We start from the raw sequence: 26934 nt of genomic DNA, 5'->3' as shown, positions 1-26934 counted from the left end.
TTTTTATTAAATTTAAATTTATTCAAAGAAATTCCAAACCAAACCGAACCGAATCATAAAATCACGATAAGGATTATTGGGTGCCGAATAAAAATTATTTCCAGAAAAAGAAGAATTAAAATGTTCGGCAATCAGGTAAATCCTGGTTCTTTGAATTCGAGCATTAAAGAAAAAATCGAGATTTGGATAATTTCCTATTTGTTTTTTATTTTGGACGAAAAACTCGCCAATCACAGGATTATAATCATTGGCATAATAATTTGTAAAATAGTTAAGCGTTACTCCTGTTTGTAAAAATAAGGCTTTATGAAACATGTTGTCCGAATAATAAAATGTGTTTCTGCTGACAATTTCGGGTACATTTAAAATAAAATCTTGTTGGTCAGCCTTTTGATATAAAAGGGTATTATCTAAGGCAAACTTTCCAAATTTTAATTCTTTACTTAGCTTAACCGACAAATAATTTATGGTACTATTATATTGTTTGGGAGAAACAATCTGCTGATTTTCATCAGTAGCTGTATTTTCAAAATACAAATGATCCTTAAAAGTGGAAACCTGAAGTGATGCATCAAACCAGGGTGTGATAGCATTAGCACTAATCGAATTTATTTTTTCGTTGTTAAAATTATTCGACCAATTGTAGTTTACATAACTACTTTGATATAAATTATAATTATTGTTGGCTAATTTATTTATATTTTGGTATCGAAAAAACAGTTGTATTTCCTCATTCCAATCATATTGCAATTTGGCATCTAGATTCGACAAAGATTGATTGGTAACCGATCTTGAGAGAATGAATTTACCATTCCATTTGTTTTTTTGATAATCATATTGTCCTCCTACGCTATTTATTCTTTGACTTATTGAGCTAGGAACACTTTGACTGTCTAAAATTAATATTTGGCTGTAGTAATAATTACTAAAGAAGTCATCGGCAAAAAACTGAAATTTCCCTAAAGTCGTGTTTTCATAAATAAGCCCAACCCTGTTATAGGTTTTATTGTAACGGGTTTGGTCATTTATTCTACTGGTTTTGTAGGAATCCCCGAATCGATAAACGGTTCTTCCATTAACGGATGAAGGAACTGTTGCTTGATTGTATTCGAAAAATTTATTTTCGTAATTAAACTGATGCGTTACATACAAATTGTTTTTTCCTTCAACTGAATTTATTCTAAAAGAATGATCTAAAAATACCCGTTTCCCTTTTAAAAATGATTTTGCATCCGTTAAATAAACTTCTAATCTTTCTCGATTTGCATAATCTGGATTATCACTTTCGAAGTTCTGAATAGCGGTAATCCCACCATTTTCTCCATTTAAAATATCCTGGGAAGTGAAATGTGCATTGACTAAATATTGCCCTTTTTTTGTACTGTAACTAGTTGTAAACCTGAAATTTCCAGTACTTGACAATTGGTTAATATATTTTCCAATAGAACGCAAACCTCTATAAGCAATCGAAAAGTTTAACCTTGGAGAGGTGTTCAATGTAAGAAAAACATCTGTCGATTGTCCTTGTTTCATTACGGTTTTAAAATACAATTCGGTAACTGGTGTTGCTACAGAGCAATATCGAATTTGGTTTGCTTCCAGGAAATTAAAGTGTTTAGCCTTAAATCCAAATTCGGGATAGGGAGAAAAATCGGTTAAGCTATATTGCAAGGTATTGTAGGTTTGCCCTTCATTAGGGAAAGCTAAAAGCCCAAAAGTGTCTTTGCGCAAATAATTAAAACTGTATAATTTTTTTATGGTTTGAGAAGTATCGATATAAGTAGTGTCTCGTTCCAAGGTAATCACTCGATACATGTCTAATGTGGCAATCTTTGCTTTAGGCTTTGCAATAGAATCAGAGCTGTTGTATTTGCTGTTAAAATCTATTTTATTAAGCTTCTTCACTTGAGAAAACAGGAGTGTTGGCAATACTAAAAGATATAAGAAAAAGAGAATCCTCATTTTGAACGATATATAATTAAGCAATTATTCTGAAATTTTATTCAAGCAAAGGTAAATGAAAAAACATATAAATAAAAAAACGATTCAAATTATGGGGGTGTTTTGGTAAAGAGAAAAAATATACGTTTTTTGGATATTTTTTTTCAATATTTGTATTCCAATAAAAACCAATATGCTACTTAATAATTTTTCTAAATTCATCCTTGAAGCCGGAACTGACGAAGCTGGTCGTGGCTGTCTTGCTGGCCCAGTTACGGCTGCAGCCGTAATTCTTCCACACGATTTTGAAAACATGATTTTGAATGATAGTAAGCAATTATCTGAAAAAACGAGAGCAAAATTAAGACCTATCATTGAAAATCTATCAGTCTCTTTTGCCGTAACACATTTACATTCAAAAGAAATTGATGAAATCAACATCCTGAATGCTTCGATGAAAGGAATGCAAGAATGCGTTTTGAAATTAAACAAAACCCCCGAATTTATTATTGTGGATGGCAATCGATTATTGAACGCCAAATTAGGTTTGAAAAGTACTTTTGGCAAACAATTTTCCAAGACTGAAATCGAATTTTTAAAATCGATTCCCAATCAAAGTATTGTAAAAGGAGATTCAAAATACCTGAGCATTGCCGCTGCTTCGGTGCTAGCAAAAACGTATCGGGATGACTATATGAACTTGATTCACGAAGAATTCCCAATGTACAATTGGAAAAAAAACAAAGGCTATCCCACCAAAGAACATCGAGAAGCCATTCGGAAATATGGCGTGACGAAATACCATAGATTGACATTTCGATTGTTGCCAGACAAAGATTTATTTGATTTATGATTGTAGATTAACAATTTTAGATTGCAGATTTATTCAAACTCCGCTTCAAAAAGAATTGAAAAATGTTTCAGAATTTTTTCTTTAACTTCCTCTTCATCTACTTTTTCGACACCTAGTTCTACATTTAAAGAAGTCACCGTTTTGCCGCGAATGCCACAGGGAATAATATTATCAAAATACCCCAAATCTACATTCACATTTAGCGCTAAACCGTGCATGGTTACCCAACGAGAAGCACGAACGCCAAGCGCACAAATTTTTCTAGCGAATGGCGTTCCAGCACCCAGCCAAACTCCGGTTTCGCCGGGACTTCTGGCGGAATCGAGTCCATATTCGGCCAAAGTGAGAATTATAGCTTCTTCGAGAAAACGTAAATATTTATGAATATCGGTAAAGAAATTTTCCAGGTCCAAAATAGGATAACCCACGATTTGTCCTGGTCCATGATAGGTAATATCGCCACCACGATTGATTTTATAGAAAGTGGCTCCTTTAGCTTCCAGCTGCTTTTCGGATAAAAGCAGATTGGATAAATCACCGCTTTTACCTAAAGTATATACGTGTGGATGTTCGACGAAAAGAAAATAATTAGGCGTTTTGAGATTGAGTGCCTCTCTCCTATTCCTGATTTTTAAATCGACAACTGCTTTGAACAATTCTTCTTGGTATTCCCAAGTTTCTTTGTAATCTTTGAGTCCTAAATCTTGAAGTTGGATGGTTTTATTCATGTCATTACGAAGAACGAAGCAATCTCACTTCATTCGTTTATTTGTGAAATGCAAATGTACAAAGTTTTAGAGGATGAAATTGTATTTCGACTTTTTTTGAAACGTCTTTAAGAATCCAAAAATTGATGAATAGCCCCGATAGCCTCGGAAATCCTTTAGTGGCGGTGTTCGCCTCAAAAGATTGTAGCGAATAGCGGGACAACTAGTGATAAAACAAGCGAAATTTCTGCTCCTAAAAAATCTGAAATCTACGATCTGCTATCTCTAATCTTTTATTATCTTTGCACTCTTAAAATAAGAATCCAATGGCATTATCCGAACAAGAACTATTACGTAGAGAAGCACTTACCGAATTACGCAATTTAGGCATCGAACCTTATCCTGCAGCCGAATTTATCACCACCTCCTATTCTAGCGAAATCCTAGCCGATTTTGAGAAGTTTGATGGAAAAGAAGTGATTCTTGCGGGTCGTTTGATGGGAAAACGTATTATGGGAAAAGCCTCATTTGCGGAGTTGAAAGATGCTCAGGGACGCATACAAATTTATGTTTCGAGAGATGATATTTCTACGGATGAGGAAAAAACGATGTACAATGTAGTTTTCAAAAAACTATTGGATATTGGCGATTTCATTGGGATTCGCGGTATAGTTTTTAAAACGCAAGTGGGCGAAATTTCGGTTCATGTTTATGGTTTGACGGTTTTGGCGAAAGCTTTGAAACCACTTCCAGTAGTAAAAACGGATGCTAACGGAAAAACACATGATGCTTTTTCGGATCCAGAACAAAGATACCGCCGTCGTTACGTGGATTTAATTGTGAATGATCACGTTAAAGATACTTTTATAAAAAGAACAAAAATCACCAATACAATCCGTACGTTCTTGAACGAAAAAGGATATTTAGAGGTGGAAACTCCTATTCTACAACCTATTCCTGGTGGCGCTTCGGCAAAACCATTTATCTCGCATCATAATGCTTTAAATATTCCTTTGTATTTAAGAATTGCCAATGAATTGTATTTAAAAAGACTGATTGTTGGTGGTTTTGATGGTGTTTATGAGTTTGCCAAAGATTTTAGAAATGAAGGAATGGACCGAACGCATAATCCAGAATTTACGGTTTTAGAATTTTATGTTGCCTATAAAGATTACCATTGGATGATGGATACCACGGAAGCATTGCTTGAAAAAATAGCATTGAATGTTCATGGAACAAGCGAAGTTACTGTTGGAGATAAAAAAATAGACTTTAAAGCACCTTATCCAAGAGTTCCAATTCTTCAGGCAATTAAAGACCATACTGGTTTTGATGTTGCTGGAATGGATCAAGAACAATTGCTAGAAGTGGCTAAGAAATTACATTTGGATGTTGACGCTTCGATGGGAGTTGGAAAATTAATTGATGCGATTTTCGGAGAAAAATGCGAACATTTATATGTTCAACCTACCTTTATTACGGATTATCCAAAGGAAATGTCACCTTTATGTAAATCGCACCGTGACAATCCCGATTTGACAGAACGTTTCGAATTAATGGTAAACGGAAAAGAATTAGCCAACGCTTATTCGGAACTAAATGATCCAATTGACCAACGCGAACGTTTTGAAGAGCAAATGCGTTTATCTGAAAAAGGAGATGATGAAGCGATGTTTATTGACCAGGATTTTATCCGTGCTTTAGAATATGGAATGCCTCCAACATCTGGAATTGGAATTGGAATTGATAGACTAACGATGCTGATGACCAACAATAGTTCGATACAAGAAGTTTTATTTTTCCCACAAATGCGACCAGAAAAAACACATGTTCAAATTGAGTTGGAAGATGATGAAAAATTAATTGTTACACTATTGCAAGCTAATGATAACCAAATGGATTTTGGTTTATTGAAAATTAAATCAGAATTGAGCGGTAAGAAATGGGACAAAGCAATGAAAAATTTATCTTTACTTGGAATGACTGAGGTTGTCGTAGATGGAGACAGTAAAGCTTGTCGATTGAAAGTAGTATAACTCAAAAATATATTCATACTAAAAAGGAACCTCATTTGAAGTTCCTTTTTTTATGAAGTCAAATATTAAAATTGATAATACTGGCACCATAGCTATTCCCAATCCAGCAATCGTTTTTCGCCTTCAATTTTCTTGATATCGGTGATGTCCTGAGATAATTCTATCACACCTTTGTAGTTTTTATAAGCAACCCAAACGGCAAAATAACGGATTTAAATCAATCTATCCTTGAAATAAAATTAATAAATACCCTGTTACTTGATTAAAATTTTGCCAATCTTCAGAGCACATTTTTCACCGTCAATTGCTGCCGAGATAATTCCTCCTGCGTAACCAGCACCTTCACCACAAGGATAAAGCCCTTTAATTTGGACGTGTTCGAGTGTTTCTGAATCTCTGGGAATTCTTACGGGCGAAGACGTTCGAGATTCCGGTGCGTGAAGTATGGATTCATTAGTTAAAAAACCACGCATAGATTTTCCGAATTCTACGAAACCTTCCCGTAATATTTGAGTAAGAAATCTTGGAAAAACTTCGCCCATGTCAACCGAAGTGGTTCCGGGTACATAAGATGTTTTCGGAATATTCGAGGAAATTTTATTTTGGGTAAAATCGACCATTTTTTGGGCGGGAACTTTTTGAGTTTCTCCAGCCAAATGCCACGCTTTTTGCTCGATGCTTTTTTGAAATTCCATTCCTGACAAAGCACCAAATTTAGCAAACGGTGCAAAATCTTCCAATTTTAATTCAATGACGATTCCTGAATTGGCAGTAGCCTGATCCCGTTTTGAGGGCGACCATCCATTTGTAACCACTTCTCCAGGACTAGTTGCACAAGGAGCAATCACACCGCCGGGACACATACAAAAGGAATACATTCCGCGTCCGCCCACTTGCTTCACAATAGAATAAGGAGATGGCGGCAAAAATTCTCCGCGATAATCACAGCTGTATTGGATGCTGTCGATTAAGGATTGCGGGTGCTCGGCACGAATACCAAGTGCAAAGGCTTTAGCTTCAATAAAAATTTGCTTTCTGTCGAGTAATTCAAAAATATCCCTAGCAGAATGTCCTGTTGCTAAAATTATTTTGTTGGCAAGAATCGTATCTCCATTTTGGGTGATAATTCCTTGTACTTCGTTGCTTTTGATAATAATATCGGTCAATCGGGTTTCGAAAAGAACTTTTCCTCCCATTTCGATTATTTTCTCCCGAATATCTTGGATGATTTGTGGCAATTTATTAGTTCCAATATGGGGATGGGCATCAACTAAAATATCTGGCGATGCTCCATAAGCAACAAATAATTCTAATATTCGAGTGACATCTCCACGTTTTTTTGAACGGGTGTATAACTTTCCGTCCGAATAAGTTCCTGCGCCGCCTTCGCCAAAGCAATAATTAGAATCTTCATCAACAATATGATCTACGTTGATTGCTTTCAAATCACGACGACGACCTCGAACCTCTTTTCCTCGCTCTATAATTATGGGTTTCAACCCCAATTCTATCAATTGCAAAGCGGCAAATAATCCTGCAGGCCCAGCGCCAACTACGATTACTTCTTGTGAATTTGAAACATTTTTGTAGTTAGGAAGGTTAATTTTGTTTTCCTGAAAAGTTTCTCCGATTAAATAAATGGCCACTTTCAAGTTAATTTTCACTGCTTTCTGGCGCGCATCAATCGATCGTTTCAGAATAGAAATATGCTGAATTCCTTTAGTTTCAATCGAAATTATTTTTGAAACATGTTGTTTGAGCAACAGTTCGTTTGTAGCTATTTCTGGAGATACTTGAAAGAGTAATTCTTGAGGCATTAAATTGTTTTTGGCAAAAGTTATGTATTCCAGTTATTTTTTCTCTTCAAAAGTACGCAAAGCAAAAGAAGCCAACCAATGTTCTCCCTCATAATTCCCATCAACTATTGACGGCAAAGAAAAATTAAAATGAGTATCAGCCAATAACTTTAAATGTGAGAACTCTTTTGGATACAGATTAATCAAATGATACATATTCCAAGCACGACTAAAATTTAATCCATCTAGATGCACTAAATGCCCGTCTGTTCTATCAGAAACTTTGGCGACTTCCCAAGCAAACTTTTTATCAAATAGCTGAGGAGCAAACTTTTTTAACCAAGCAAAAAACTCTTTTTGGGGCAAAACACCTTGCATTAAACCCATTTCTTCCATACAAGGCGAAAGAAAATCGGTACCACTCGGTTCCCAATTAAAAGGACAGTTTTGATCCTTTTGATACAACCGAATAGCATTTTCTTTTATTAGTTTTTCAGAACTTAAGTCCTTAGAAAAAATAGCGTAATCTAATGCAAATGATAATCCAAAAGCAGTATTGGCGTGTGTTCCAGCCCGAATTGGGTATAATAATTTTGGTAAAAACTCAGAATATCTTTGAACAAATAAATTAGATAAAGGTTTTAGATTTTGTGCTAATTCTTGAGCAAAAGGTTCATTGTAATTTTCTAATTCCAGTTGTAGTTTTAAAACCCAAGCCCAACCATAAGTTCTTTCGAATGATTTTTCATGATCTTTTGATAGATACTCAATTTCTTTTTTAATATTTTCTTTTGATAGGTTGATTTTGAGTTTGGCGATAATTTCTTCTTTCTTTTCTATATTTGGAAATCGCTTCAGTAAATAAACCAAACTCCAATGTCCATGAACAGAAGAATGCCAATCAAAACATCCGTAAAAAGCTGGATGTAGTTTTTTTGGCGATTGAATCTCGGTGCTATCTATAAGCATTTGTCCTAATTTATTAGGATATTCTTGTTGCAAACATTTTATTGGAAGTGAAGCTAAATGATTTGCTTGTTCAATAGTAAGTTCTTGTGAAAAACTAGTAATAGAGATAAGAAGAAAAAAGTATTTTAAATAATTCATTGCGATAAATTTTTTCCAAATTTAACAAAAAGTTACCTTTGAAAAAAATATTAATATACAATGTCTCGACTAATAAAACTAATATGGGATTTTCGTGGAGCGGTTTCGGCAAAAACTGCCGAACATCATGAAATTCATTTGAAAGAATACATTGCAGCCGAAAAATTAACACCGAACATCACGGGTTTCGATGTCCTTAGCGAAATGTATGCGATAGCTTTTATGGTGGTAACCGATGAAACGATGATTCCCGTTCGTGATGCTTTGAAGCCACATCGTGCCGAATTATTTGAGTGATTTTACTGTTCACTATGAGCCAATAATTACCGAATGAGACCGAATACTGCGACTGAAAACTTTCTAATTCGCCACTTCGCTAATAAACTTGATTCGCATCAAGCGCAATTCCTCAAGATCATAATCCCCCTCAAATTCCTTCAAGGCATCTTCAATATTGTCTGAATGGGATTCCATAAAATAGTCGTGAATTTCTACTTGTTGTTCGTCATCTAGCATTTCATCGATCCAGTATTTTATATTCAACTTGGTGCCCGAATTAACGATTTGCTCCATTTCTGTTATCAAGTCGTTCATTTTCATTCCTTTGGAGGAAGCAATATCCTCAAGAGGTAATTTTCTGTCAATATTTTGAATAATATACAATTTGTTGGCCGAGTTGACTCCTGTAGATTTCACGACCAAATCATCTGGTCGAATAATGTCATTTTCATCAACATAACGGCTGATTAACTCTAGGAATTCCTTGCCATATTTCTTTGCTTTTCCTTCTCCAACGCCATGAATGTTCACTAACTCTTGATTTGTAAAGGGATATTTCAATGCCATGTCTTCGAGAGAGGGGTCTTGAAAAACAACAAATGGTGGAACTCCCAATCGTTTCGCTGTTTTTTTGCGTAAGTCACGCAACATACTCATCAATACCTCATCAGCTACTCCGGTTGATTTTGCAGCAGTTACGATGGCTTCATCCTCGGTTTCATTGTATTCATGATCCTCGGACATCATAAAGGAACTTGGTTTTTTAATAAAATTTAATCCTTTTTGCGTGATTTTTACAACTCCATAAGTTTCGATATCTTTAGACAACAATCCATCCACAAGCACTTGCCTTAACAATGCCATCCAATATTTCTCATCGTGATTAGCGCCCGATCCAAAAAATGGTTGAACATCTGTTCTATGTGCCTTTATTATAGCGTTTACACGGCCAATAAGGGTAAAAACAACTTCTTTAGACTTGTAAATGTGTTTGGTGTCGCGAACGACTTCAAGTAGTTTGACCGCTTCATTTTGGGCTTCAATTTTAACTTTCGGATTACGAACATTATCGTCCATATCGCCACCCTCACCAGTTTCACTATTGAATTCTTCTCCAAAATAATGCAAAAGAAATTTCCTTCTCGACATTGAAGTTTCGGCATAAGCTACTACTTCTTGTAATAAAGCGAAACCAATTTCTTGTTCGGCTACGGGTTTACCTGATAAGAATTTTTCGAGTTTTTCTACATCTTTATACGAATAATAGGCCATACAATGCCCTTCGCCTCCATCTCGACCAGCACGACCTGTTTCTTGATAATAACTTTCTAATGATTTGGGAATGTCATGGTGAATCACAAAACGCACATCGGGTTTGTCTATTCCCATTCCAAAGGCAATCGTGGCAACCACTACATCAACATCTTCCATAAGAAACATGTCTTGGTGTCTAGCACGTGTTTTTGCATCTAAACCAGCATGGTAGGGAACTGCGCTTATTCCGTTGACTTGTAAAACTTCGGCAATAGCCTCTACTTTTTTACGACTTAAACAATAAATAATTCCAGATTTGCCTTTATGTTGTTTGATAAAACGAATAATATCCGATTCAATATTTTTGGTTTTGGTACGAACCTCATAATATAAATTAGGTCTGTTGAACGATGCTTTATATGTTGTTGCATCGGACATATCGAGATTTTTCAGAATGTCTTCCTGTACTTTTGGGGTGGCAGTAGCTGTTAATCCTATAATGGGAACGTCCCCTAATTGTTTGATGATGTGCTTTAAATTCCTGTATTCGGGTCTAAAATCATGTCCCCATTCAGAAATACAGTGTGCTTCGTCAATGGCAACAAAAGAAATGGGCACGGTTTGAAGAAAATTTACATATTCTTCCTTGGTTAATGATTCTGGGGCTACATATAGCAATTTAGTTAAACCGGAACTAATATCGGTTTTAACTTGGGTAATTTCAGTTTTGGTAAGTGAAGAGTTTAAAACATGCGCAATACCCCTTTCGGTAGACAGGCTTCTAATGGCGTCAACTTGATTTTTCATTAAGGCAATTAAAGGCGACACTACGATAGCTGTTCCTTCTTGGACCAAAGCAGGTAACTGGTAGCAAAGTGACTTGCCTCCGCCTGTTGGCATAATTACGAAAGTGTTTTCCTTGTTAAGGATACTTTTAATAACTTGTTCCTGTAAACCTTTGAATTGGTTAAACCCAAAAAATTTCTTTAATTCTTTGTAGATGTCAATTTCGTTTGAATTCATTCTTTATTAATGGTATTTTATCTAAATTTGCGACACCTAAAGATACTAATTTCTTTCATACACACAAATTTTATAATAATTCTATTTTGGATACAAAAGAAAATATATTGATTTTAGCAAAAAAGACCATTCTTTCCGAGAGTGAATCTATCGCTAAACTAATTGATTTTATTGACATTAACTTCGCCGAAGCGACACAAATTCTGTTTAAATCCAAAGGACGATTAATCGTTACAGGAATTGGAAAGAGTGCAATTATCGCACAAAAAATGGTTGCCACGTTTAATTCAACGGGCACTCCATCGCTTTTTTTACACGCTTCCGAAGCTATTCATGGCGATTTAGGTATGGTACAAACTGACGATGTTGTCATTTGTATCTCAAAAAGTGGCAACAGCCCCGAAATAAAAATTCTCATTCCCATATTGAAACGTTTTGGAAATAAAATAATAGCCATAACAGGAAACATAACTTCTTTTTTAGCAAAAGAATCTGACTTTGTTTTGAACACTACCGTTGATGCAGAGTCTTGTCGAAACAATTTGGCACCCACAAACAGCACCACCGCACAACTAGTTATGGGCGATGCACTTGCCGTTTGCTTGATGGAAATGCGTAATTTTACGAGTGAGGATTTTGCAAAATACCATCCTGGTGGCGCTTTAGGTAAAAAACTATTGCTCCAAGTAATCGATATGCTTGAGTATTCAATGAAACCAATGGTAGCTCCTGATGCGCCTATAAAAAAAGTAATTTTCGAAATCTCCGAAAAACGATTGGGAGTGACCGCAGTAATCGAAAATGAAAAAGTAATCGGAATAATTACTGATGGAGATATTCGAAGAATGCTAAACGATAATGATACTTTTACCCATTTGACCGCAAAAGATATTATGACAAGAAATCCGAAAATGATACAATCCACTACCATGGTGGCCGATGCTTTAAATATTCTTGAAGATTTTGCCATCACTCAACTTATTGTGGTGGACAATGGAGAATATAAAGGCGTATTGCATTTACATGATATTTTAAAAGAAGGAATTGTGTAATGGGAAAGAAAATGCTTAAAGAAATGTCATTTTTAGACCACCTTGAGGAATTAAGATGGTTATTAGTTCGAAGTTCGGCGGCAGTAATAATAATGGCTTTTGCAACCTATTTTATAAGTGATTTCTTGTTTGATACCATCATATTTGGACCTACAAGACCTTCCTTTTTTACTTATCGTTTTTTTTGTGATTTATCCCATCAATTAAATTTTGGCGAGAGTATATGTATTGAAGAATTGCCATTTATCATTCAGAATACCGAGATGGAGGGACAGGTAAACATGTTTGTGTGGATGTGTATTTTGGCGGGTTTCATAATGGCTTTCCCCTATATTTTATGGCAAATTTGGAAATTTATTAGCCCAGCCTTATATGAAAAAGAAAGAAAAAATGCCCGATTATTCATATTCATTTCTTCTTTATTATTCTTTTTGGGAGTGCTTTTTGGTTATTTTGTGATTATTCCAATGTCGGTCAATTTTGTAGCCACGTTTTCGGTGAGTGACATTGTAAAAAATCAATTTACACTAGGTTCTTATATTGGAATGGTAAAAACATCTATTTTAGCGGGTGGTTTATTCTTTGAACTACCAATTATTATTTACTTCCTTACGAAATTAGGACTTGTAACTCCAGCCTTTTTAAAAAAATACAGAAGATATGCCATAGTCTTGGTATTAATTGTTGCCGCCATAGTAACTCCGCCAGACGTGGTGAGTCAAACCATTGTAGCCATCCCGATGCTGTTCATTTTTGAATTAAGCGTCCTCATTTCTTCTATTGTATATAATAGACAAATAAAAAGGGAACAGGTTAGCTAATACTAATTGTTTAATTTTGAATACCAAATTAAAATGAAATTAAGAGCCGAAAATCTAGTTAAAACATATAAAGGACGTAGTGTTGTAAAAGGCATTTCGGTGGAAGTAAACCAAGGTGAAATCGTGGGTCTTTTGGGACCTAATGGTGCTGGAAAAACAACTTCTTTTTATATGATCGTGGGATTAGTAAAACCAAACATGGGAAATATCTATCTCGATGATTTAGACATAACTCATTTTCCAATGTACAAAAGAGCCCAACAAGGTATTGGTTATTTGGCACAAGAAGCATCCGTTTTTAGAAAATTAAGTGTCGAAGACAACATTTTGAGCGTGCTGCAATTGACCCAACTTTCGAAAGAAGAGCAAGAAGCCAAAATGGAAAGTTTAATTGCCGAATTTGGTTTGCAACACATTCGTACCAATCGTGGCGATTTGCTTTCGGGTGGAGAACGTCGTCGTACCGAAATAGCACGTTGTCTTGCTACCGACCCCAAATTTATTCTGCTTGATGAACCTTTTGCAGGTGTCGATCCAGTAGCGGTAGAAGATATTCAGCGCATCGTTGCTCAACTCAAAAACAAAAACATTGGAATTCTTATTACGGATCACAATGTTCAAGAAACTTTAGCAATTACTGACAAAACCTACCTTATGTTTGAAGGTGGCATTTTGAAAGAAGGAATTCCCGAAGAATTGGTTGAGGATGAAATGGTTCGACGTGTATATTTAGGTCAGAATTTCGAATTAAGAAAAAAAAAGTTGGAATTTTAGGAAAGCAGTTCGTTAAAAAAAATAGATTTTAATAGTGAGAAATCAAGAAAAGCCTAGTCAAGAAACCAAGGATAAATGGCACAAAGCCCCTAACAACTGGATTTGGGGAATGTTTTATTATAACAAAGAAGACAAACGCTTAATGCCTCCAAAAAGAGTGACACTTATGGGCTGGACTGTGAACTTTGCTAATAGAAATTCGGTGTTGTTGTTTGTAACAGTAATAATTGCTATAATAATTTTAATCTATTTTTTGCCAAATCACAAAAAATAGATTGTCATTTATAATTAATAAACCAAAATAAAGAATTAATTACTCTAACGTAATAAATCGCAACTGCTCTACATCACCATTAAAGATATTGACATCAACATTGCCTTTTATTCCTGAAACTGAAGCTTTTTCGGTAAATTGCCAAAACAACCAATCGCCTCCTATTTTCTCCCGATAAAAATTATAATTGGCTATCCAAAAAAGATAGTCCGAGAATTCTTCTTTTAAGAAGTCATCATAATATTTTTCGCCTGTATATATAATCGGTTTTACTTTATAATGCCCTTCGATTGCTTTTAACCATCGTTTTAATCCGATTTTGAGATTTTTTAAAGATTGTTCTTTGGGCAATTTTTCAATGTCTAAAACGGGAGGCAAATCCCCTTTTTGCAATTGAACCGTTTTAATAAAAAGCTTAGCCTGTTCCAATGAATTTTCGTTAGGACGGTAATAATGATAAGCACCACGAATCATCTTATTCTTTTTGGCACCAAGCCAATTTTCTTTAAATTTTTTGTCTTCACGGTCGCTTCCGGCAGTGGCGCGGATAAACACAAAATTAAGCGAATAAGCGTTTTCAATTGTTTCGACCAAGGTCCAATCGATGGTTCCCTGAAATTCGGAAACATCCAAACCAATGGCTTTTCCTTGATGATTTTCCAAAACCTGATAATTGCGAACATCAGAAATTCGTTTGGCTTCTGCTTTTTCGAATTGGATTTTATTGGATTTGAATCCAAAATAATAGGCAAGTCCTTCCCTATAATGGTAAGCAAACCCAAAAAATAATACAACAACAAAAGTAATTAGAGAAAAACGCAACAACTTCGCCGAGAAAAAAGAAGGTTTTTTACGGGGTTTTCGCTTGATTGTAGTTTTGCCTCTGCTGCTATTTCTCCTCATGGATGACAAGCTGCTTTTTAAAGAACTTGTTATTAATTAATGACACTAAAACGTAAGTAATGATAACCAATGGAATTCCCAAAAATTGAAAGAACACCAACAACAAAACTGATAGTGACAAGAATACAATTTGGAGACGATTTTTCTTGAAACTAAATTCCTTTATTTTAAGGGAAAACAAGGGTATTTCGGCATTCAGAATATAAGCGCTAAACAAAGTGATGGCCAATAAAACCAGCTGATTAGTCAGGATTTCAAATACAACCATAGAGTCCGAATATTTTAAAACCAAGGGCAAACTCATTATAAACAAGGTGTTGGCGGGGGTGGGCAAGCCAATAAAAGAATCGGTTTGACGGGTATCAATATTAAAATTGGCCAGGCGATAACAAGATCCCAGAGTAATAATGAACCCAAGAAATGGGAAAATTACCGAAGGAGATAAAGGGTCTTGGCATTTTTGCAACAAACAAAACATCACATAACCTGGAACAACACCACTGGTCACCATATCTGCTAAGGAATCCAATTGCAATCCCAACGGACTGGAAACATGGAACAATCGAGCGAAAAAGCCATCGAAAAAATCAAGGAATATGCCCAAACAAACGAAATAAAAAGCCATTTCAAAATTCAATTTAGAAACAAAAACTAAGGCAATGCAACCGCAAAAAAGATTGAGTAACGTAATTATATTTGGAATGTGTTTTTTAATTTGCATGTTTATTTAAATTAGATTGACAAAGTTCACAAATTTAGTATAATAAGTGAAGGAGAAGTGCGTTTTTTAATAGAGTTTTTTAATCGCTGGCCTAGTATTGGGTTTTATTTAGCCTAAGTGAGGATGAAGCTCATTAAAAAATTATATTTTTGGTAAAAATTAAACAGCCCTTGAGTTAGCAAAGTACTCCATGTTAAAAAAAACGCAATTATTCTTTATCCTATTGGTTTGTGTTATCTCGTATGGACAAGCAGTTCGGAAATATTCGAATGAATTTATGAATATTGGTGTTGATGCGGCAGCATTGGGAATGGCTAATGCGGTAACTTCTAGCACCAGCGACGTGAATTCGGTTTATTGGAATCCGGCAGGGTTGGTGCATCTCGAAGACCATCAGGTATCTTTGATGCATGCTAATTATTTCGCCAATATTGCCCAATACGACTACATCGCTTATGCCAAACCCATAGATGACCAAAGCGCTTGGGGAGTTTCCTTGATTCGTTTTGGGGTTGATGATATTCTGAACACGACTGAGTTGATCGACAGCCAAGGCAATATTGATTACAACAGAATCAGTCTTTTCTCTACCGCCGATTATGGTTTTACTTTTTCTTATGCACGAAAATTGCAGCTACCGGGATTTCAATATGGTGTCAATGCCAAAGTGATTCGTCGAATCATAGGTAAATTTGCAAGTTCTTGGGGTTTTGGATTGGATGCAGGCATCCAATTCGAAAAAAACAACTGGCATTTTGGCTTGATGCTTCGCGATATAACCACTACCTACAACGTCTGGAATATAGACGAGGCCGAATACAAAAAAATAGCCGATGCCATTCCGGGACAAAACCAGGTATTACCAGAAAGCACCGAGATTACAGCTCCAAAAGCACAATTGGGCTTATCCAAGAAGTTTATTGTTCGCTATGATTACAGTGTTTTGGCGGCAGCCAACCTCAATATGCGGTTTGCCAAGACCAACGACCTTATTTCGACCGATTTCGTAAGTATCGATCCAGCGTTGGGATTTGAATTTGGCTACACCGAATTGGTTTTCGTGCGGGCTGGCGTGGGTAATTTTCAAAACATTGAGCAATTAGACAATAGCCAGAGGCTAGGTTTTCAGCCCAATATTGGACTGGGATTCAAATACAAAGGCATCCAGATTGATTATGCATTGACGAATTTAGGAAATCAAAGTGCGGCCTTGTATTCGAATATATTTTCGGTGAAAGTGGATTTGGGACTCTTTAGAAATTAATTTTACATTATAAAATACCGCAATAAATGAAACTATTTTTAATTAAAAAAACACTCTTTATAACGCTATTGATTAGCTCTCTAGCCAACTGTTTTTCCCAAAATATAATATTGTCCGATAAAGCTAGTGTAAGCGTCATTACTTGTGATACCGGCAATGAATCTTATGCGCTGTTTGGCCACACTGCTATACGCATCACTGATTTGGACAATAATTTGGATGTTGTCTATAATTATGGAGCCTTTGATTTTGCCACGCCTAATTTTGTTGCAAAATTCATTAAGGGAGACCTGCAATATTTTGCCGTCGCCAATCGCTTTGCCGATTTTATGCAACAATATACCTATGAAAAAAGAAGTGTTTACGAACAGGAATTGATTGTCCCTCTCGTGTACAAACAAAAATTATTTAACAATTTGACTGCTGTACTTGCCTCGAGCGAAAGTTATTACACCTATAAGTTTATAGATAAAAACTGTACTTCGATGGTGGTAGATATCCTGAATAAAACACTGGGAGGCCAGATTATTGTTAAGAAAATTAACACCGACCTGACCTACAGAGCCATTCTGTATCCTTATTTTGACCATTCTTTTTATGAAAAACTGGGCACCAGCATCATTTTCGGAAAGAAGGTAGATGAATATGGAACTACGATTTTCCTGCCTCTGGAACTCCGTAAAAGTCTCCAATTAATCCAGTATGAAAACCACTTGCTTTTTAAGGAAAGCCAAACCCTATTGGACATCAAAAAAGAATCACCAAGCTCTAGCTGGAACCATTTTTATACCTATGCACTACTTCTGGGCTTGATCGTTCTAATGAACAATAGAGGAGTCGATTTGTTTTATTTTTTAATAATGGGCTTGCTGGGAATATTCTTCGTTTTTGTGGGGGTTTATTCCTATCATCAAGAGTTGGCTTACAACTATAATGTATTGTTGTTTAACCCTGCCCTTCTAGTGCTACTCTATTTTATGTTGACCAACAACAAGAAATGGATCATCCGTTTATGCGTGTTGAATGTGCTTTCGATTCTTGTTTACTTGATTGTCATGCTCAACAAAATACATTTAATGATTGTGCTGCCGATGGCGGCAACAAGTGTCATTTTATTGTTAAAAATGGCTTTTAGGAATAGTAAACGGATACCAATCAGGTTATAGAGTTTAAAGAAATAAACCGCAGATTATTTTTGTGGATTTGGCTTTCGGAATATAATTAAAAATCAAACAACAAATTGTTTACCTTCGCAGTATGCTATCTTTTTTTAGACCCAAAACCGTACTCCAAGATTTGATTCCCGATAATCATGTCGATATTCATTCGCATCTTTTGCCAGGTATCGATGATGGCGCAAGGCATTTTGAGGACAGCTTGCGACTTACGCGATCACTTCAGTCTTTTGGAATTGCACAATTTATTACCACGCCTCATATCATCCATCACGTTTGGGACAATACAGGTGCCACAATTAAATTAAAGGAAGCGGCTACGGTTCTGGAACTAGAAAAACACCAAATCACGATTCCGTTTCGTGCTGCCGCAGAATACATGATGGACGATCATTTTGTGGAACTTTTCAAAAAGGGTGATGTTTTGACACTTAAAGCCAATTATGTGTTGGTTGAAATGTCCTATATCAATCCACCCATCCACTTGTATGAAATCCTATTCGATTTGCAGGTGGCAGGTTATATCCCGGTATTGGCTCATCCGGAGCGTTATTTGTTTTACCACAATAATTTTGAAGAATACCTTAAATTAAAAAGAGCAGGTTGCTTATTCCAGCTAAATCTAGCAGCAGTAGTTGGTTATTATGGCGAAGAGATTACCAAAGTTGCGGAGAAATTACTCCAAAAAGGGATGTATAATTTTGTAGGTTCTGATGTACATCACGACAATCATGTTGCCGCCTTTGAAAAAAAAGTGCGATTGAAAGACTTGACACCACTCCGAGAAATCATAACCAATAACCAGTTTTTTAAATTAGATCCCTCCATCCCAACTTTATAATATCCTAAAAAAGACAAAAGTTCACAAAGAAAAAGGTGTTTCCTTTGTGAACTTTTTTTTGGAAATAGAAAAGGCAATTACAAAATGAAGTAGTCCTTTTAACTGTTTATAATTACTTATCCATTAGGGAATAAATAGAATTCATACTCCTAAACTCAGGGACAATTTTTTTCATTTTTGCTACAATATCATCATTGTCGAAGAAATCAGCAATGCCTATAAGCTCCTCAATTTCTGCGAGAAGGTTTTCGAAATCCTCTTCCAATTCTTGAGCAATCATGATTTTTTCATGATAAGTAGGCAAGGTTTTAGCAGTGTCGTTGAGTAATTCTTCGAATAATTTCTCACCGGGTCTCAAGCCTACAATTTGAATTTTAATATCTACGTCAGGAATAAATCCTGCTAATTTGATCATTTTTTTTGCTAAATCGATAATCTTAACCGGTTTCCCCATATCGAAAATATAAATTTCACCCCCGTTACCCATTGTCGCAGCCTCAAGAACCAGATGACAGGCTTCGGGAATGGTCATGAAATAGCGGATAATGTCTTGATGGGTAATTGTAATTGGCCCACCCTTTTGAATTTGTTTTGTAAACAAGGGTACAACAGATCCATTGGATCCCAAAACGTTTCCGAAACGGGTAGTGATGAATTTTGTCCCTTTGAAACCATTTTCATTTGTATTTTTTAAATGTAAAGATTGCACATATTTCTCTGCAATTCTTTTACTGGCCCCCATGACATTGCTCGGATTAACTGCCTTATCCGTAGATATCATAACAAAGTTTTCAACCTTATATTCAACCGACAAGTCTGCTATAATTTTAGTGCCTTTCACATTATTTAGAATTGCCTGTGAAGGATTTTCTTCCATTAACGGCACGTGTTTATAGGCTGCAGCGTGAAATACCACTTGGGGTTTATATAAATGGAACACCCTCTTCATTACTTCCTTATTTCTAATGTCGGCAATTACATTGTGGATTTTAGCATTATAAGAAAGACTATTTAACTCCGTCACAAGATGGTGTAATTCTGTTTCAGCTTGATCTAAGATTATTAGCTGTTTTGGATCAAATCTTAAAACTTGCCTCACAATTTCACTTCCTATTGATCCGGCAGCTCCTGTTATCAAAACAATTTTATTTTCTAATTGCTTAGTGATTGATTTATTATCTAATACAATGGGTTTGCGTTCTAATAAATCTTCAATTTGGATGTTTTTAACTTTATTGGAAATCTCTTTTTTATTTTCCCAATCTGAAATTTTTGGTACGGTATACACACGGTAACTGGACTCTAGACATTGGTCAACAATAATTAATTGATCTTCTCGCGACAAACTTTTATCGGCAATGATAACACCTTGGGCTCCCATGGCGCGAATTAAGGTGGATATCTTTTTCTTTTGAACAAGAATTGGTAAATTCAGCATACGTTTGGAAGCATTCTGATAGTCTCTACTTACAAATCCCACAATTTTAAATCGCATTGGTGTCTCAAACTTTAAAGCATTAGCAACCGATATGGCATTAGCATCAGTGCCGTAAATGAGTATTTTCATTAATTTGGCGTCACTTATATCTGAAAAATAGATTTCAAAAACTTGTTTTACCATTACACGGTACAAAAACAAACCACAAAAGGAAATCACAATGTAGATGAAAAGTGCCGAGTTATTAAACACTTTTTCTTGGAATAATTGAAAGTATATAAAATTAAAAATAAGGCCCAAAACCAATACCGAAATTTGCGAAAATAAAATTTTTATCGCATCAGTAAAAGAAGAATGTCGAATAATTCCAGAATAAGTTCTAAAAAACCAAAAAAAGAAAACATTAATTCCCAATAGATAAGCTACAAATGAGAAATCATAGACGGGATATACATAATGGGAACCTAATCCTTCAAATATAAAATAAGTGATTAAAAAAGAAATTCCTAAAATAACGGAATCAATCATCAAAATTATCCATCGAGGCAAATAGCTCAAATTATTAATATTGAAACTTAAGTTTTCTCTTGAAAAAAAATTTGTAAATTTTTTAGTCATACTTGTTTTATTAATAATATGAAAATTCACCACAAAAGTAATGATTTAAAGTGTAAGATAATTTTTTAAAACGACGTAAAGCATTTTTTATTGGGGAACTACACGAAAAATAACTAGATTTCACTAAATTGATGTGAATTTATCTTTCACCTATGTTTCCTTATTATAGCTTCTCTTCATTTTTAAGTACAAAAATGTTATTTCTTTTTTACATTGAGTTTATATCCCTTTGATTCGTATAAATTTTAGCGAAAAATAACCAAACACTAACAGATTATGTTTTTCAGATAAAAAATATTTTTCTTGTTTATAGAAAAAAACCGTCCCGATTAGCGGGACGGTTTTCATGTTTTAATGAATAGGTTTGAACATCAAACACGAATGAAAACTTCGACTATAAACTTTCTATTCCTTCTGTTTTGTGAAGTAATAAATTGGGATTCCTATCAGCATGATAAAAACACCCCAACCGCAAGTACTGGTTTTTGTAATTAATAGGGTAATAGAAATTATAGAAGAAATTACAATATACAACATTGGTAGAAATGGGTACCCAAAAGCCTTGTAAGGTCTTTCGGCATCGGGCATTTTTTTGCGTAAGATAAAAATTCCGTATATAGTGAGGATGTAAAATATCAAAACTATGATTACGACAAAGTCTAACAAAGCTCCATATTTCCCTGTCAAACACAAAGCCGAAGCCCATAGGCACTGTGCCCATAATGCCCATTCCGGAACGCTTGCACTATTAAGATTAGCGGCTTTTTTAAAAAATAATCCGTCTTTTGCCATCGTGTAATAAACCCTAGCGCCAGCCATAATCAATCCGTTGTTGCAGGCAAAAGTCGAAATCATAATCATCAAAGCAATGATTAAAGTTCCTATACCCCCAAAAATAACTTGGGATGCTACAACAGCAACCCGATCTGATTTGGCCGTAGCAATATCTTGCAAAGGAAGTACCGCAATATACATCACGTTTGCCATTGTATAAATAACGCCAACAATTAAGGTGCCTAGAAAAAGGCTCAAGCCTACGTTTCGTTTGGGATTTTTAATTTCTTCAGCAATAAAAGTAACACCTTCCCAAGCCACACTCGAAAATTGGGATCCCACAAATGCAGCTACAAATGCAGATAATAATGTCGCTCCACTAATTGGAAACCAAGAACCCGTTGTTGTGTCAAGTGACTTTGAACCCCAGGCGTCAGCCCAGTTAGCATCCCATACTTCAGCTTTGGCGGCCAGAATAAAGCCGAAAATAATTAAACCTAGAAGTGACGAAACTTTGATAACCGTTAATACCGTTTGTAAAATTTTACTGTTTTTTACGCCGCGACTGTTAATGTAGGTTAGCAAAATAATGGTAATTATAGAAACAATTTGAGCGGCGTTGAGTTTAAATGCACTCATTTCGAAAAGAATATTTTCATCGCTTAAAGGCGCATAAATATAGGCGGCAAACTTCGAGAATGCTACGCCCACAGCGGCAATTGTACCCGTTTGTATGACGGCAAAGAAACTCCAGCCATACAAGAAACCAATTAATTTTCCGTAAGCCTCCTTGATATAAACATATTGTCCGCCCGCTTTTGGAAACATTGCGCTTAACTCGCCATAACTAACGGCCGCAACTATGGTAAGCAAAGCAGTAAGTACCCATATTGAAATGAGCCAGCCGGCAGAACCTACTTGGCGTACCATATCAGAGCTTACAATAAATATTCCCGAGCCTATCATCGATCCCACAACGAGCATTGTTCCATCGAATAATCCTAGTTCTCTTTTAAAATGGTCTTGGTTGTCTTCTTGCATATTCTTTTGGTTTTTTTTGGTTGGCCAAAGATATACCTTTTTTATAAATAGAGAAATAATTGGTTTGTAAATTGGATGTGATAATTAGTGGGTGTTGACACTATAAATAAATTAAATATATTGTAAAATAATTGTGCTTTTAACCCTTGAGTAGGGTTCAATGCCACTCCTAAAAATTACCGACTTGAACTAAAAAACCCCAATTTGCTTGAGGGTTTAGTGAAATCTATTTTTTATTTGTTTAGTTTATAATACGCGATTAATTTGAGCAAAATTCCTCCCATAATAGGACTCTTTTGTTGAAGAAATAATCACCCCCTGACTAGAAGAGTGGATGAATTTAATTTCCCCATTACAAACTTCAACCACCATTCCCACGTGATTTATTTTTCGTCGACCTCGGGTTTTGAAGAAAATCAAATCTCCTTTTTGGGCATTTTCGGAATTAATTTTAGAACCACAAGAAGCCATTTCTATTGACGATCTTGGAAGTATAATATTATAAGTGGCAAAAGTAGTGTACATCAAGCCCGAACAATCAAAACCCTCTTTTGTGGCTCCCCCATAACGATACCGTATTCCAATGTTTTCGGATGCAGTAAAAACCAATTGATCTACAAAGACAGCGCCGTGATCTTTATTTGTATTTTGATTCGAATCCTCGATGAGCACTTCCTCTTTTGCAACAACAAATTCCTCAGTGGCGACCGTGGCTTCAATCACTTTTGAACTGCGAATTTTGAGGACATAACCAATAGGGAGTTGTTTCGAAATTTTTGGATTTTGCTTCTCTAATTCTTTTACTGAAATTCCATATTCCTTTGCTATGCTGTATTTGGTTTCTTTAGGTAAAACTTCATGAGTAGTTTCAGTTTCTACTGTTGGGTTTTTAAGTACTGTTTGTATTAAAGCATTGGTTTGCTTACTATCAATGCTATTGACTTGGACATTCTCATTTGTTGATGTATTTTCTTTATCGGCCAAATCTAAATTATTGTCTAGTTTTACAGGAATCGCAATCTTTTGACCCATTTGTAATGCTTTATTTCCTATTGTAGGATTTGCATTTTTCAAATCGATCACCGTGATTCCATATTGCTTGGCAATAGAATATAAAGTTTCTTTTGGCAAAACTACACGAACAATTACTTGAACTTTAGCTTCCCCTTTCTCGACTAATTTTGATAAAACTACAACTTCCTCTTTCGTAACGGTTTTGGTTGAAATATTTGGCTTTAGAATTTCGTTTGGATTTTCTGATGATGTTGTCACTACCAAGTTATCTGAATAATTTCGAGGAATTTTAATTATTTGTCCTTTTTTTAAGCCCTCTTTTTCTAACTCTGTGTTAATTTTATATAAATCTTCAACACTAACATTGTATAGTTTTGCAATGCCATAAACTGTTTCTTTAGTCAGAACTTCGTGTTTTTTTTCAGGTTGATTAATTGCGATCTCGGCAGCTAAAATTTTAGTTTTTTTAGCATTAGTAGGAATTAATAAAACCGAATGGGATTTTATTCCTTTCTTGGCTTTTGGATTTAATTCGTAAATTTCTTGGGGTTTTACTTTGTAATATTCTGCAATTTCGCTAATTGTTTCACCCCTTAAAACAGTATGTTTTATGTGCTTTTCTTGAGAAAAAGCACTCATACTAGTAAAAAAAATGAACAAAAATACACAACTAAAATACTTCATAAAATCCATTTAAATTTCATTACCCACCCGTCCATTTTTTAGTTTATAAAACCAAAAGGAATTTATAATTATTTAAAAATTTGTTTTACTTTAATGGCAAAATACTTCAAAAAAATATTGGTTAAATGCGAATTTAATACAAAAATACAAATGTCTTACTTTTTTAACAAGCCTTTATATCCAATTTAACAAATTCAAGAATAAAAAAAATGCTCTGTGAAAACAGAGCATTTTAATAGTATTTAAAAACTTAAAATTATGCTTTTCCGTCAGCTATCAAATTTAAAGCTGAACCTGCAACGAACCAGCCAATTTGTCCTTCATTGTAAGTGTGGTTTGCCAAGATGACATCTTTAGTTCCATCAGCGTGAACGAATTCCAACGTCAATGGTTTCGCCGGAGCAAAATCAACCAAATCAATGAAGTTAATCACATCATTTTCCTGAATTTTATCATAATCGGCTTCGTTAGCAAAAGTCAATCCAAGCATTCCTTGTTTTTTTAAATTCGTTTCGTGAATACGAGCAAATGATTTTACCAAAACTGCTTTTACTCCAAGGAAACGAGGTTCCATTGCGGCGTGTTCGCGTGAAGAACCTTCGCCATAATTGTGGTCGCCCACAACTACTGAAGCAATTCCGGCCACTTTATAAGCACGTGCCACGGCAGGTACAGCATCATACTCTCCAGTTAATTGGTTTTTTACTGAATTTGGTTTTTGGTTAAAAGCATTTACAGCCCCAATCAACATATTATTCGAAATATTGTCCAAATGGCCACGGAAACGCAACCAAGGTCCAGCCATAGAAATATGATCAGTGGTACATTTTCCGAAAGCTTTGATTAATAATTTAGCTCCCATAATATTATTTCCGTCCCAAGCATCGAAAGGGGCTAATAACTGTAATCTATCTGAAGTTTCACTTACAGCAATTACAACTCCTGAACCATCTTCGGCGGGCGCTTGAAAACCGTTATCATCTACATCAAAACCTCTTTTTGGCAATTCGTCGCCAAACGGAGCTTCTAATTTAACTGCTTCACCTTTGTCATTTAACAACGTATCTGTTAATGGATTGAAATCTAATCTTCCGGCAATAGCTAAAGCAGCTACCATTTCTGGTGAAGTTACAAAAGCGTGTGTATTTGGATTACCATCCGCTCTTTTGGAGAAGTTTCGGTTGAAGGAATGTACAATTGTATTTTTTTCGCCTTTATCCGCTCCGTCTCTATCCCATTGTCCAATACAAGGTCCGCAAGCATTTGTAAATACTTTTGTTCCCATTTTTTCGAAAGTTGCAATAATGCCATCTCTTTCGATAGTGTAACGGATTTGTTCCGAACCAGGATTGATTCCAAATTCTGCTTTTGGCGAAATTCCATGCGCAACGGCTTGCTCAACGATAGAGGCAGCACGAGACATGTCTTCATAGGAAGAGTTCGTACAAGAACCTATCAATCCCCATTCTACTTTAAGAGGCCATCCGTTTGCGGCGGCTTCTTCTTTCATTTTTGAAACAGGAGTTCCTCTATCTGGAGTAAAAGGGCCATTAATATACGGCTCTAATTCTGATAAGTTTATTTCGATTACTTGGTCAAAATAGTGTTCCGGGTTTGCATACACTTCGGCGTCACCTGTTAGATAACTTGCAACTGTATCAGCAGCATCTACAACATCTTGACGACCTGTTGCAGCTAAATATCTACGCATCGAATCATCATAACCAAATGTAGAAGTTGTAGCTCCGATTTCGGCACCCATATTACAAATAGTTCCTTTTCCAGTACAAGACATATTCAAAGCGCCTTCGCCAAAGTATTCGACAATAGCACCTGTCCCTCCTTTTACGGTAAGAATATCAGCTACTTTTAGAATTACGTCTTTTGGAGCGGACCAACCCGATAATTTTCCGGTTAATTTTACTCCAATCAATTTAGGGAATTTTAATTCCCAAGACATTCCAGACATTACGTCAACAGCATCAGCACCACCAACTCCAATAGCTAGCATCCCTAATCCGCCAGCATTTACAGTATGTGAATCAGTACCAATCATCATTCCTCCAGGGAATGCGTAGTTTTCTAAAACGATTTGGTGAATAATTCCAGAACCTGGTTTCCAGAATCCGATTCCGAATTTATTGGATACTGATGATAGAAAATCAAAAACCTCGCTTGATTGCGTTTTTGCAAAAGCCAAATCTTTTTCAGCTCCCACTTTAGCAAGAATTAAGTGATCACAGTGAACTGTTGTAGGAACAGCAACTGTTTTTTTACCAGCGTGCATAAATTGCAATAATGCCATTTGGGCTGTAGCATCTTGACAAGCTACTCTATCTGGAGCAAAATCTACATAATCAACTCCTCTATTAAAGGTTTGAGATGGTGCTCCTTCCCAAAGGTGGTTGTATAAAATTTTCTCTGTCAATGTTAATGGACGTCCAACTAATTCGCGTGCTTTGTCTACACGAGTTGTCATGTTTGCGTACACATTTTTAATCATTTCTATGTCAAAAGCCATAATATATAGGATTTTTTTGTTTT

Annotated in this window: 21 protein-coding genes and 1 pseudogene; 10 read left to right on the top strand and 12 right to left on the bottom strand. The window is 35.6% G+C overall.

The genetic code is table 11. From position 1 onward, the window contains the following. Positions 1-18: 18 nt before the first annotated feature. Entirely contained in the window at positions 19-1962 is a 1944-nt protein-coding gene (locus tag AABM59_RS07195) for a putative porin (protein WP_338408287.1), read from the bottom strand. Positions 1963-2134: 172 nt separating this feature from the next. Between AABM59_RS07195 and AABM59_RS07190 the strand changes: the two genes are divergently transcribed. Next, positions 2135-2794 carry a ribonuclease HII gene (locus AABM59_RS07190; protein ID WP_338408286.1) on the top strand — a complete coding sequence of 220 codons (660 nt, stop codon included), beginning with the start codon at positions 2135-2137 and terminating at the stop codon, positions 2792-2794. A gap of 29 nt (positions 2795-2823) precedes the next feature. Here the strand turns inward: AABM59_RS07190 and lipB are convergent, their stop codons facing one another. Continuing rightward, complete coding sequence (gene lipB / locus AABM59_RS07185; protein WP_338408285.1) at positions 2824-3522, bottom strand: lipoyl(octanoyl) transferase LipB; 699 nt, start codon at positions 3520-3522, stop codon at positions 2824-2826. Positions 3523-3827: 305 nt separating this feature from the next. Here lipB and lysS point away from each other — a divergent pair, with 305 nt between their 5' ends. Then, positions 3828-5537, top strand: a complete 1710-nt coding sequence (lysS, locus tag AABM59_RS07180) for a lysine--tRNA ligase (protein ID WP_338408284.1) — start codon at positions 3828-3830, stop codon at positions 5535-5537. 92 nt (positions 5538-5629) lie between these two features. Here lysS and AABM59_RS07175 read toward each other — a convergent pair. The 3 genes and pseudogenes from AABM59_RS07175 to AABM59_RS07165 form a co-directional block, all read right to left on the bottom strand. Further along, positions 5630-5782 (bottom strand): annotated as a pseudogene (locus tag AABM59_RS07175) (DUF438 domain-containing protein); the annotation flags it as partial. Positions 5783-5791: 9 nt separating this feature from the next. Continuing rightward, the gene (locus AABM59_RS07170) at positions 5792-7354 is read right to left on the bottom strand and encodes an FAD-dependent protein (protein ID WP_338408283.1); all 1563 of its coding nucleotides are present in this window, start codon (positions 7352-7354) and stop codon (positions 5792-5794) included. A 33-nt stretch (positions 7355-7387) separates the two neighbouring features. Then, the gene (locus AABM59_RS07165) at positions 7388-8440 is read right to left on the bottom strand and encodes a DUF2891 domain-containing protein (RefSeq protein ID WP_338408282.1); all 1053 of its coding nucleotides are present in this window, start codon (positions 8438-8440) and stop codon (positions 7388-7390) included. 60 nt (positions 8441-8500) lie between these two features. Between AABM59_RS07165 and AABM59_RS07160 the strand changes: the two genes are divergently transcribed. Then, positions 8501-8737 carry a hypothetical protein gene (locus tag AABM59_RS07160; RefSeq protein WP_338408281.1) on the top strand — a complete coding sequence of 79 codons (237 nt, stop codon included), beginning with the start codon at positions 8501-8503 and terminating at the stop codon, positions 8735-8737. Between the two features lie 63 nt (positions 8738-8800). Here the strand turns inward: AABM59_RS07160 and recQ are convergent, their stop codons facing one another. Next, the gene (gene recQ / locus AABM59_RS07155) at positions 8801-10996 is read right to left on the bottom strand and encodes a DNA helicase RecQ (protein WP_338408280.1); all 2196 of its coding nucleotides are present in this window, start codon (positions 10994-10996) and stop codon (positions 8801-8803) included. Between the two features lie 86 nt (positions 10997-11082). Between recQ and AABM59_RS07150 the strand changes: the two genes are divergently transcribed. From AABM59_RS07150 to AABM59_RS07135, 4 genes are read left to right on the top strand one after another with little or no spacing between them, the layout of a single operon-like run. Beyond that, a complete protein-coding gene (locus AABM59_RS07150) occupies positions 11083-12048 on the top strand; it encodes a KpsF/GutQ family sugar-phosphate isomerase (RefSeq protein ID WP_338408279.1) in 966 nt (321 codons plus the stop codon). Further along, entirely contained in the window at positions 12048-12869 is an 822-nt protein-coding gene (gene tatC, locus AABM59_RS07145; RefSeq protein WP_338408278.1) for a twin-arginine translocase subunit TatC, read from the top strand. The genes AABM59_RS07150 and tatC overlap by 1 nt, the downstream gene beginning before the upstream one ends. A 33-nt stretch (positions 12870-12902) precedes the next feature. Beyond that, positions 12903-13643 (top strand): LPS export ABC transporter ATP-binding protein, encoded by a 741-nt coding sequence (gene lptB / locus AABM59_RS07140; protein ID WP_338408277.1) that lies wholly within the window; start codon positions 12903-12905, stop codon positions 13641-13643. A gap of 34 nt (positions 13644-13677) precedes the next feature. Continuing rightward, a complete protein-coding gene (locus AABM59_RS07135) occupies positions 13678-13917 on the top strand; it encodes a DUF5808 domain-containing protein (RefSeq protein WP_338408276.1) in 240 nt (79 codons plus the stop codon). Between the two features lie 39 nt (positions 13918-13956). Here the strand turns inward: AABM59_RS07135 and AABM59_RS07130 are convergent, their stop codons facing one another. Continuing rightward, positions 13957-14820, bottom strand: a complete 864-nt coding sequence (locus AABM59_RS07130; RefSeq protein WP_338408275.1) for a glycoside hydrolase family 25 protein — start codon at positions 14818-14820, stop codon at positions 13957-13959. Next, the gene (locus tag AABM59_RS07125; protein ID WP_338408274.1) at positions 14807-15541 is read right to left on the bottom strand and encodes a CDP-alcohol phosphatidyltransferase family protein; all 735 of its coding nucleotides are present in this window, start codon (positions 15539-15541) and stop codon (positions 14807-14809) included. The genes AABM59_RS07130 and AABM59_RS07125 overlap by 14 nt, the downstream gene beginning before the upstream one ends. A 277-nt stretch (positions 15542-15818) precedes the next feature. On the opposite strand from AABM59_RS07125, the gene AABM59_RS07120 reads away from it, so the two are divergent. From AABM59_RS07120 to AABM59_RS07110, 3 genes are all read left to right on the top strand, one after another. Further along, positions 15819-16805, top strand: a complete 987-nt coding sequence (locus AABM59_RS07120; RefSeq protein WP_338408309.1) for a PorV/PorQ family protein — start codon at positions 15819-15821, stop codon at positions 16803-16805. 110 nt (positions 16806-16915) lie between these two features. Continuing rightward, positions 16916-17971: a DUF4105 domain-containing protein gene (locus AABM59_RS07115; RefSeq protein WP_338408273.1), complete on the top strand. Its 1056-nt coding sequence runs from the start codon at positions 16916-16918 to the stop codon at positions 17969-17971. A gap of 91 nt (positions 17972-18062) precedes the next feature. Further along, positions 18063-18821: a CpsB/CapC family capsule biosynthesis tyrosine phosphatase gene (locus AABM59_RS07110; protein WP_338408272.1), complete on the top strand. Its 759-nt coding sequence runs from the start codon at positions 18063-18065 to the stop codon at positions 18819-18821. Positions 18822-18933: 112 nt separating this feature from the next. Here the strand turns inward: AABM59_RS07110 and AABM59_RS07105 are convergent, their stop codons facing one another. The 4 genes from AABM59_RS07105 to AABM59_RS07090 all read right to left on the bottom strand — a co-directional run bounded on the left by AABM59_RS07105 (position 18934) and on the right by AABM59_RS07090 (position 26911). Then, on the bottom strand, positions 18934-20877 hold the full coding sequence (locus AABM59_RS07105) for a nucleoside-diphosphate sugar epimerase/dehydratase (RefSeq protein WP_338408271.1): 1944 nt from the start codon (positions 20875-20877) through the stop codon (positions 18934-18936). Between the two features lie 405 nt (positions 20878-21282). Beyond that, complete coding sequence (locus tag AABM59_RS07100) at positions 21283-22692, bottom strand: amino acid permease (protein WP_338408270.1); 1410 nt, start codon at positions 22690-22692, stop codon at positions 21283-21285. A gap of 246 nt (positions 22693-22938) precedes the next feature. Beyond that, complete coding sequence (locus AABM59_RS07095; RefSeq protein ID WP_338408269.1) at positions 22939-24345, bottom strand: LysM peptidoglycan-binding domain-containing protein; 1407 nt, start codon at positions 24343-24345, stop codon at positions 22939-22941. Positions 24346-24646: 301 nt separating this feature from the next. Beyond that, a complete protein-coding gene (locus tag AABM59_RS07090; protein WP_338408268.1) occupies positions 24647-26911 on the bottom strand; it encodes an aconitate hydratase in 2265 nt (754 codons plus the stop codon). Positions 26912-26934: the final 23 nt, after the last annotated feature.

It is taken from the genome of uncultured Flavobacterium sp. (assembly GCF_963925185.1).
GTDB lineage: Bacteria > Bacteroidota > Bacteroidia > Flavobacteriales > Flavobacteriaceae > Flavobacterium.
The sequence above is the reverse complement of the archived record's forward strand: the minus strand, read 5'-3'. Positions and strand labels throughout refer to the sequence as shown.

Bases quoted from the DNA above. Each gene is read 5' to 3' on its own strand.
- lysS (WP_338408284.1), top strand. From the start codon at position 3,828: ATGGCATTATCCGAACAAGAACTATTACGTAGAGAAGCACTTACCGAA.
- AABM59_RS07125 (WP_338408274.1), bottom strand. From the start codon at position 15,541: ATGCAAATTAAAAAACACATTCCAAATATAATTACGTTACTCAATCTT.
- tatC (WP_338408278.1), top strand. From the start codon at position 12,048: ATGGGAAAGAAAATGCTTAAAGAAATGTCATTTTTAGACCACCTTGAG.
- AABM59_RS07165 (WP_338408282.1), bottom strand. From the start codon at position 8,440: ATGAATTATTTAAAATACTTTTTTCTTCTTATCTCTATTACTAGTTTT.
- AABM59_RS07170 (WP_338408283.1), bottom strand. From the start codon at position 7,354: ATGCCTCAAGAATTACTCTTTCAAGTATCTCCAGAAATAGCTACAAAC.
- lipB (WP_338408285.1), bottom strand. From the start codon at position 3,522: ATGAATAAAACCATCCAACTTCAAGATTTAGGACTCAAAGATTACAAA.
- AABM59_RS07090 (WP_338408268.1), bottom strand. From the start codon at position 26,911: ATGGCTTTTGACATAGAAATGATTAAAAATGTGTACGCAAACATGACA.
- AABM59_RS07160 (WP_338408281.1), top strand. From the start codon at position 8,501: ATGTCTCGACTAATAAAACTAATATGGGATTTTCGTGGAGCGGTTTCG.
- AABM59_RS07110 (WP_338408272.1), top strand. From the start codon at position 18,063: ATGCTATCTTTTTTTAGACCCAAAACCGTACTCCAAGATTTGATTCCC.
- AABM59_RS07105 (WP_338408271.1), bottom strand. From the start codon at position 20,877: ATGACTAAAAAATTTACAAATTTTTTTTCAAGAGAAAACTTAAGTTTC.
- AABM59_RS07095 (WP_338408269.1), bottom strand. From the start codon at position 24,345: ATGAGTGCTTTTTCTCAAGAAAAGCACATAAAACATACTGTTTTAAGG.
- AABM59_RS07130 (WP_338408275.1), bottom strand. From the start codon at position 14,820: ATGAGGAGAAATAGCAGCAGAGGCAAAACTACAATCAAGCGAAAACCC.
- AABM59_RS07195 (WP_338408287.1), bottom strand. From the start codon at position 1,962: ATGAGGATTCTCTTTTTCTTATATCTTTTAGTATTGCCAACACTCCTG.
- AABM59_RS07100 (WP_338408270.1), bottom strand. From the start codon at position 22,692: ATGCAAGAAGACAACCAAGACCATTTTAAAAGAGAACTAGGATTATTC.
- lptB (WP_338408277.1), top strand. From the start codon at position 12,903: ATGAAATTAAGAGCCGAAAATCTAGTTAAAACATATAAAGGACGTAGT.
- AABM59_RS07190 (WP_338408286.1), top strand. From the start codon at position 2,135: ATGCTACTTAATAATTTTTCTAAATTCATCCTTGAAGCCGGAACTGAC.
- recQ (WP_338408280.1), bottom strand. From the start codon at position 10,996: ATGAATTCAAACGAAATTGACATCTACAAAGAATTAAAGAAATTTTTT.
- AABM59_RS07120 (WP_338408309.1), top strand. From the start codon at position 15,819: ATGAATATTGGTGTTGATGCGGCAGCATTGGGAATGGCTAATGCGGTA.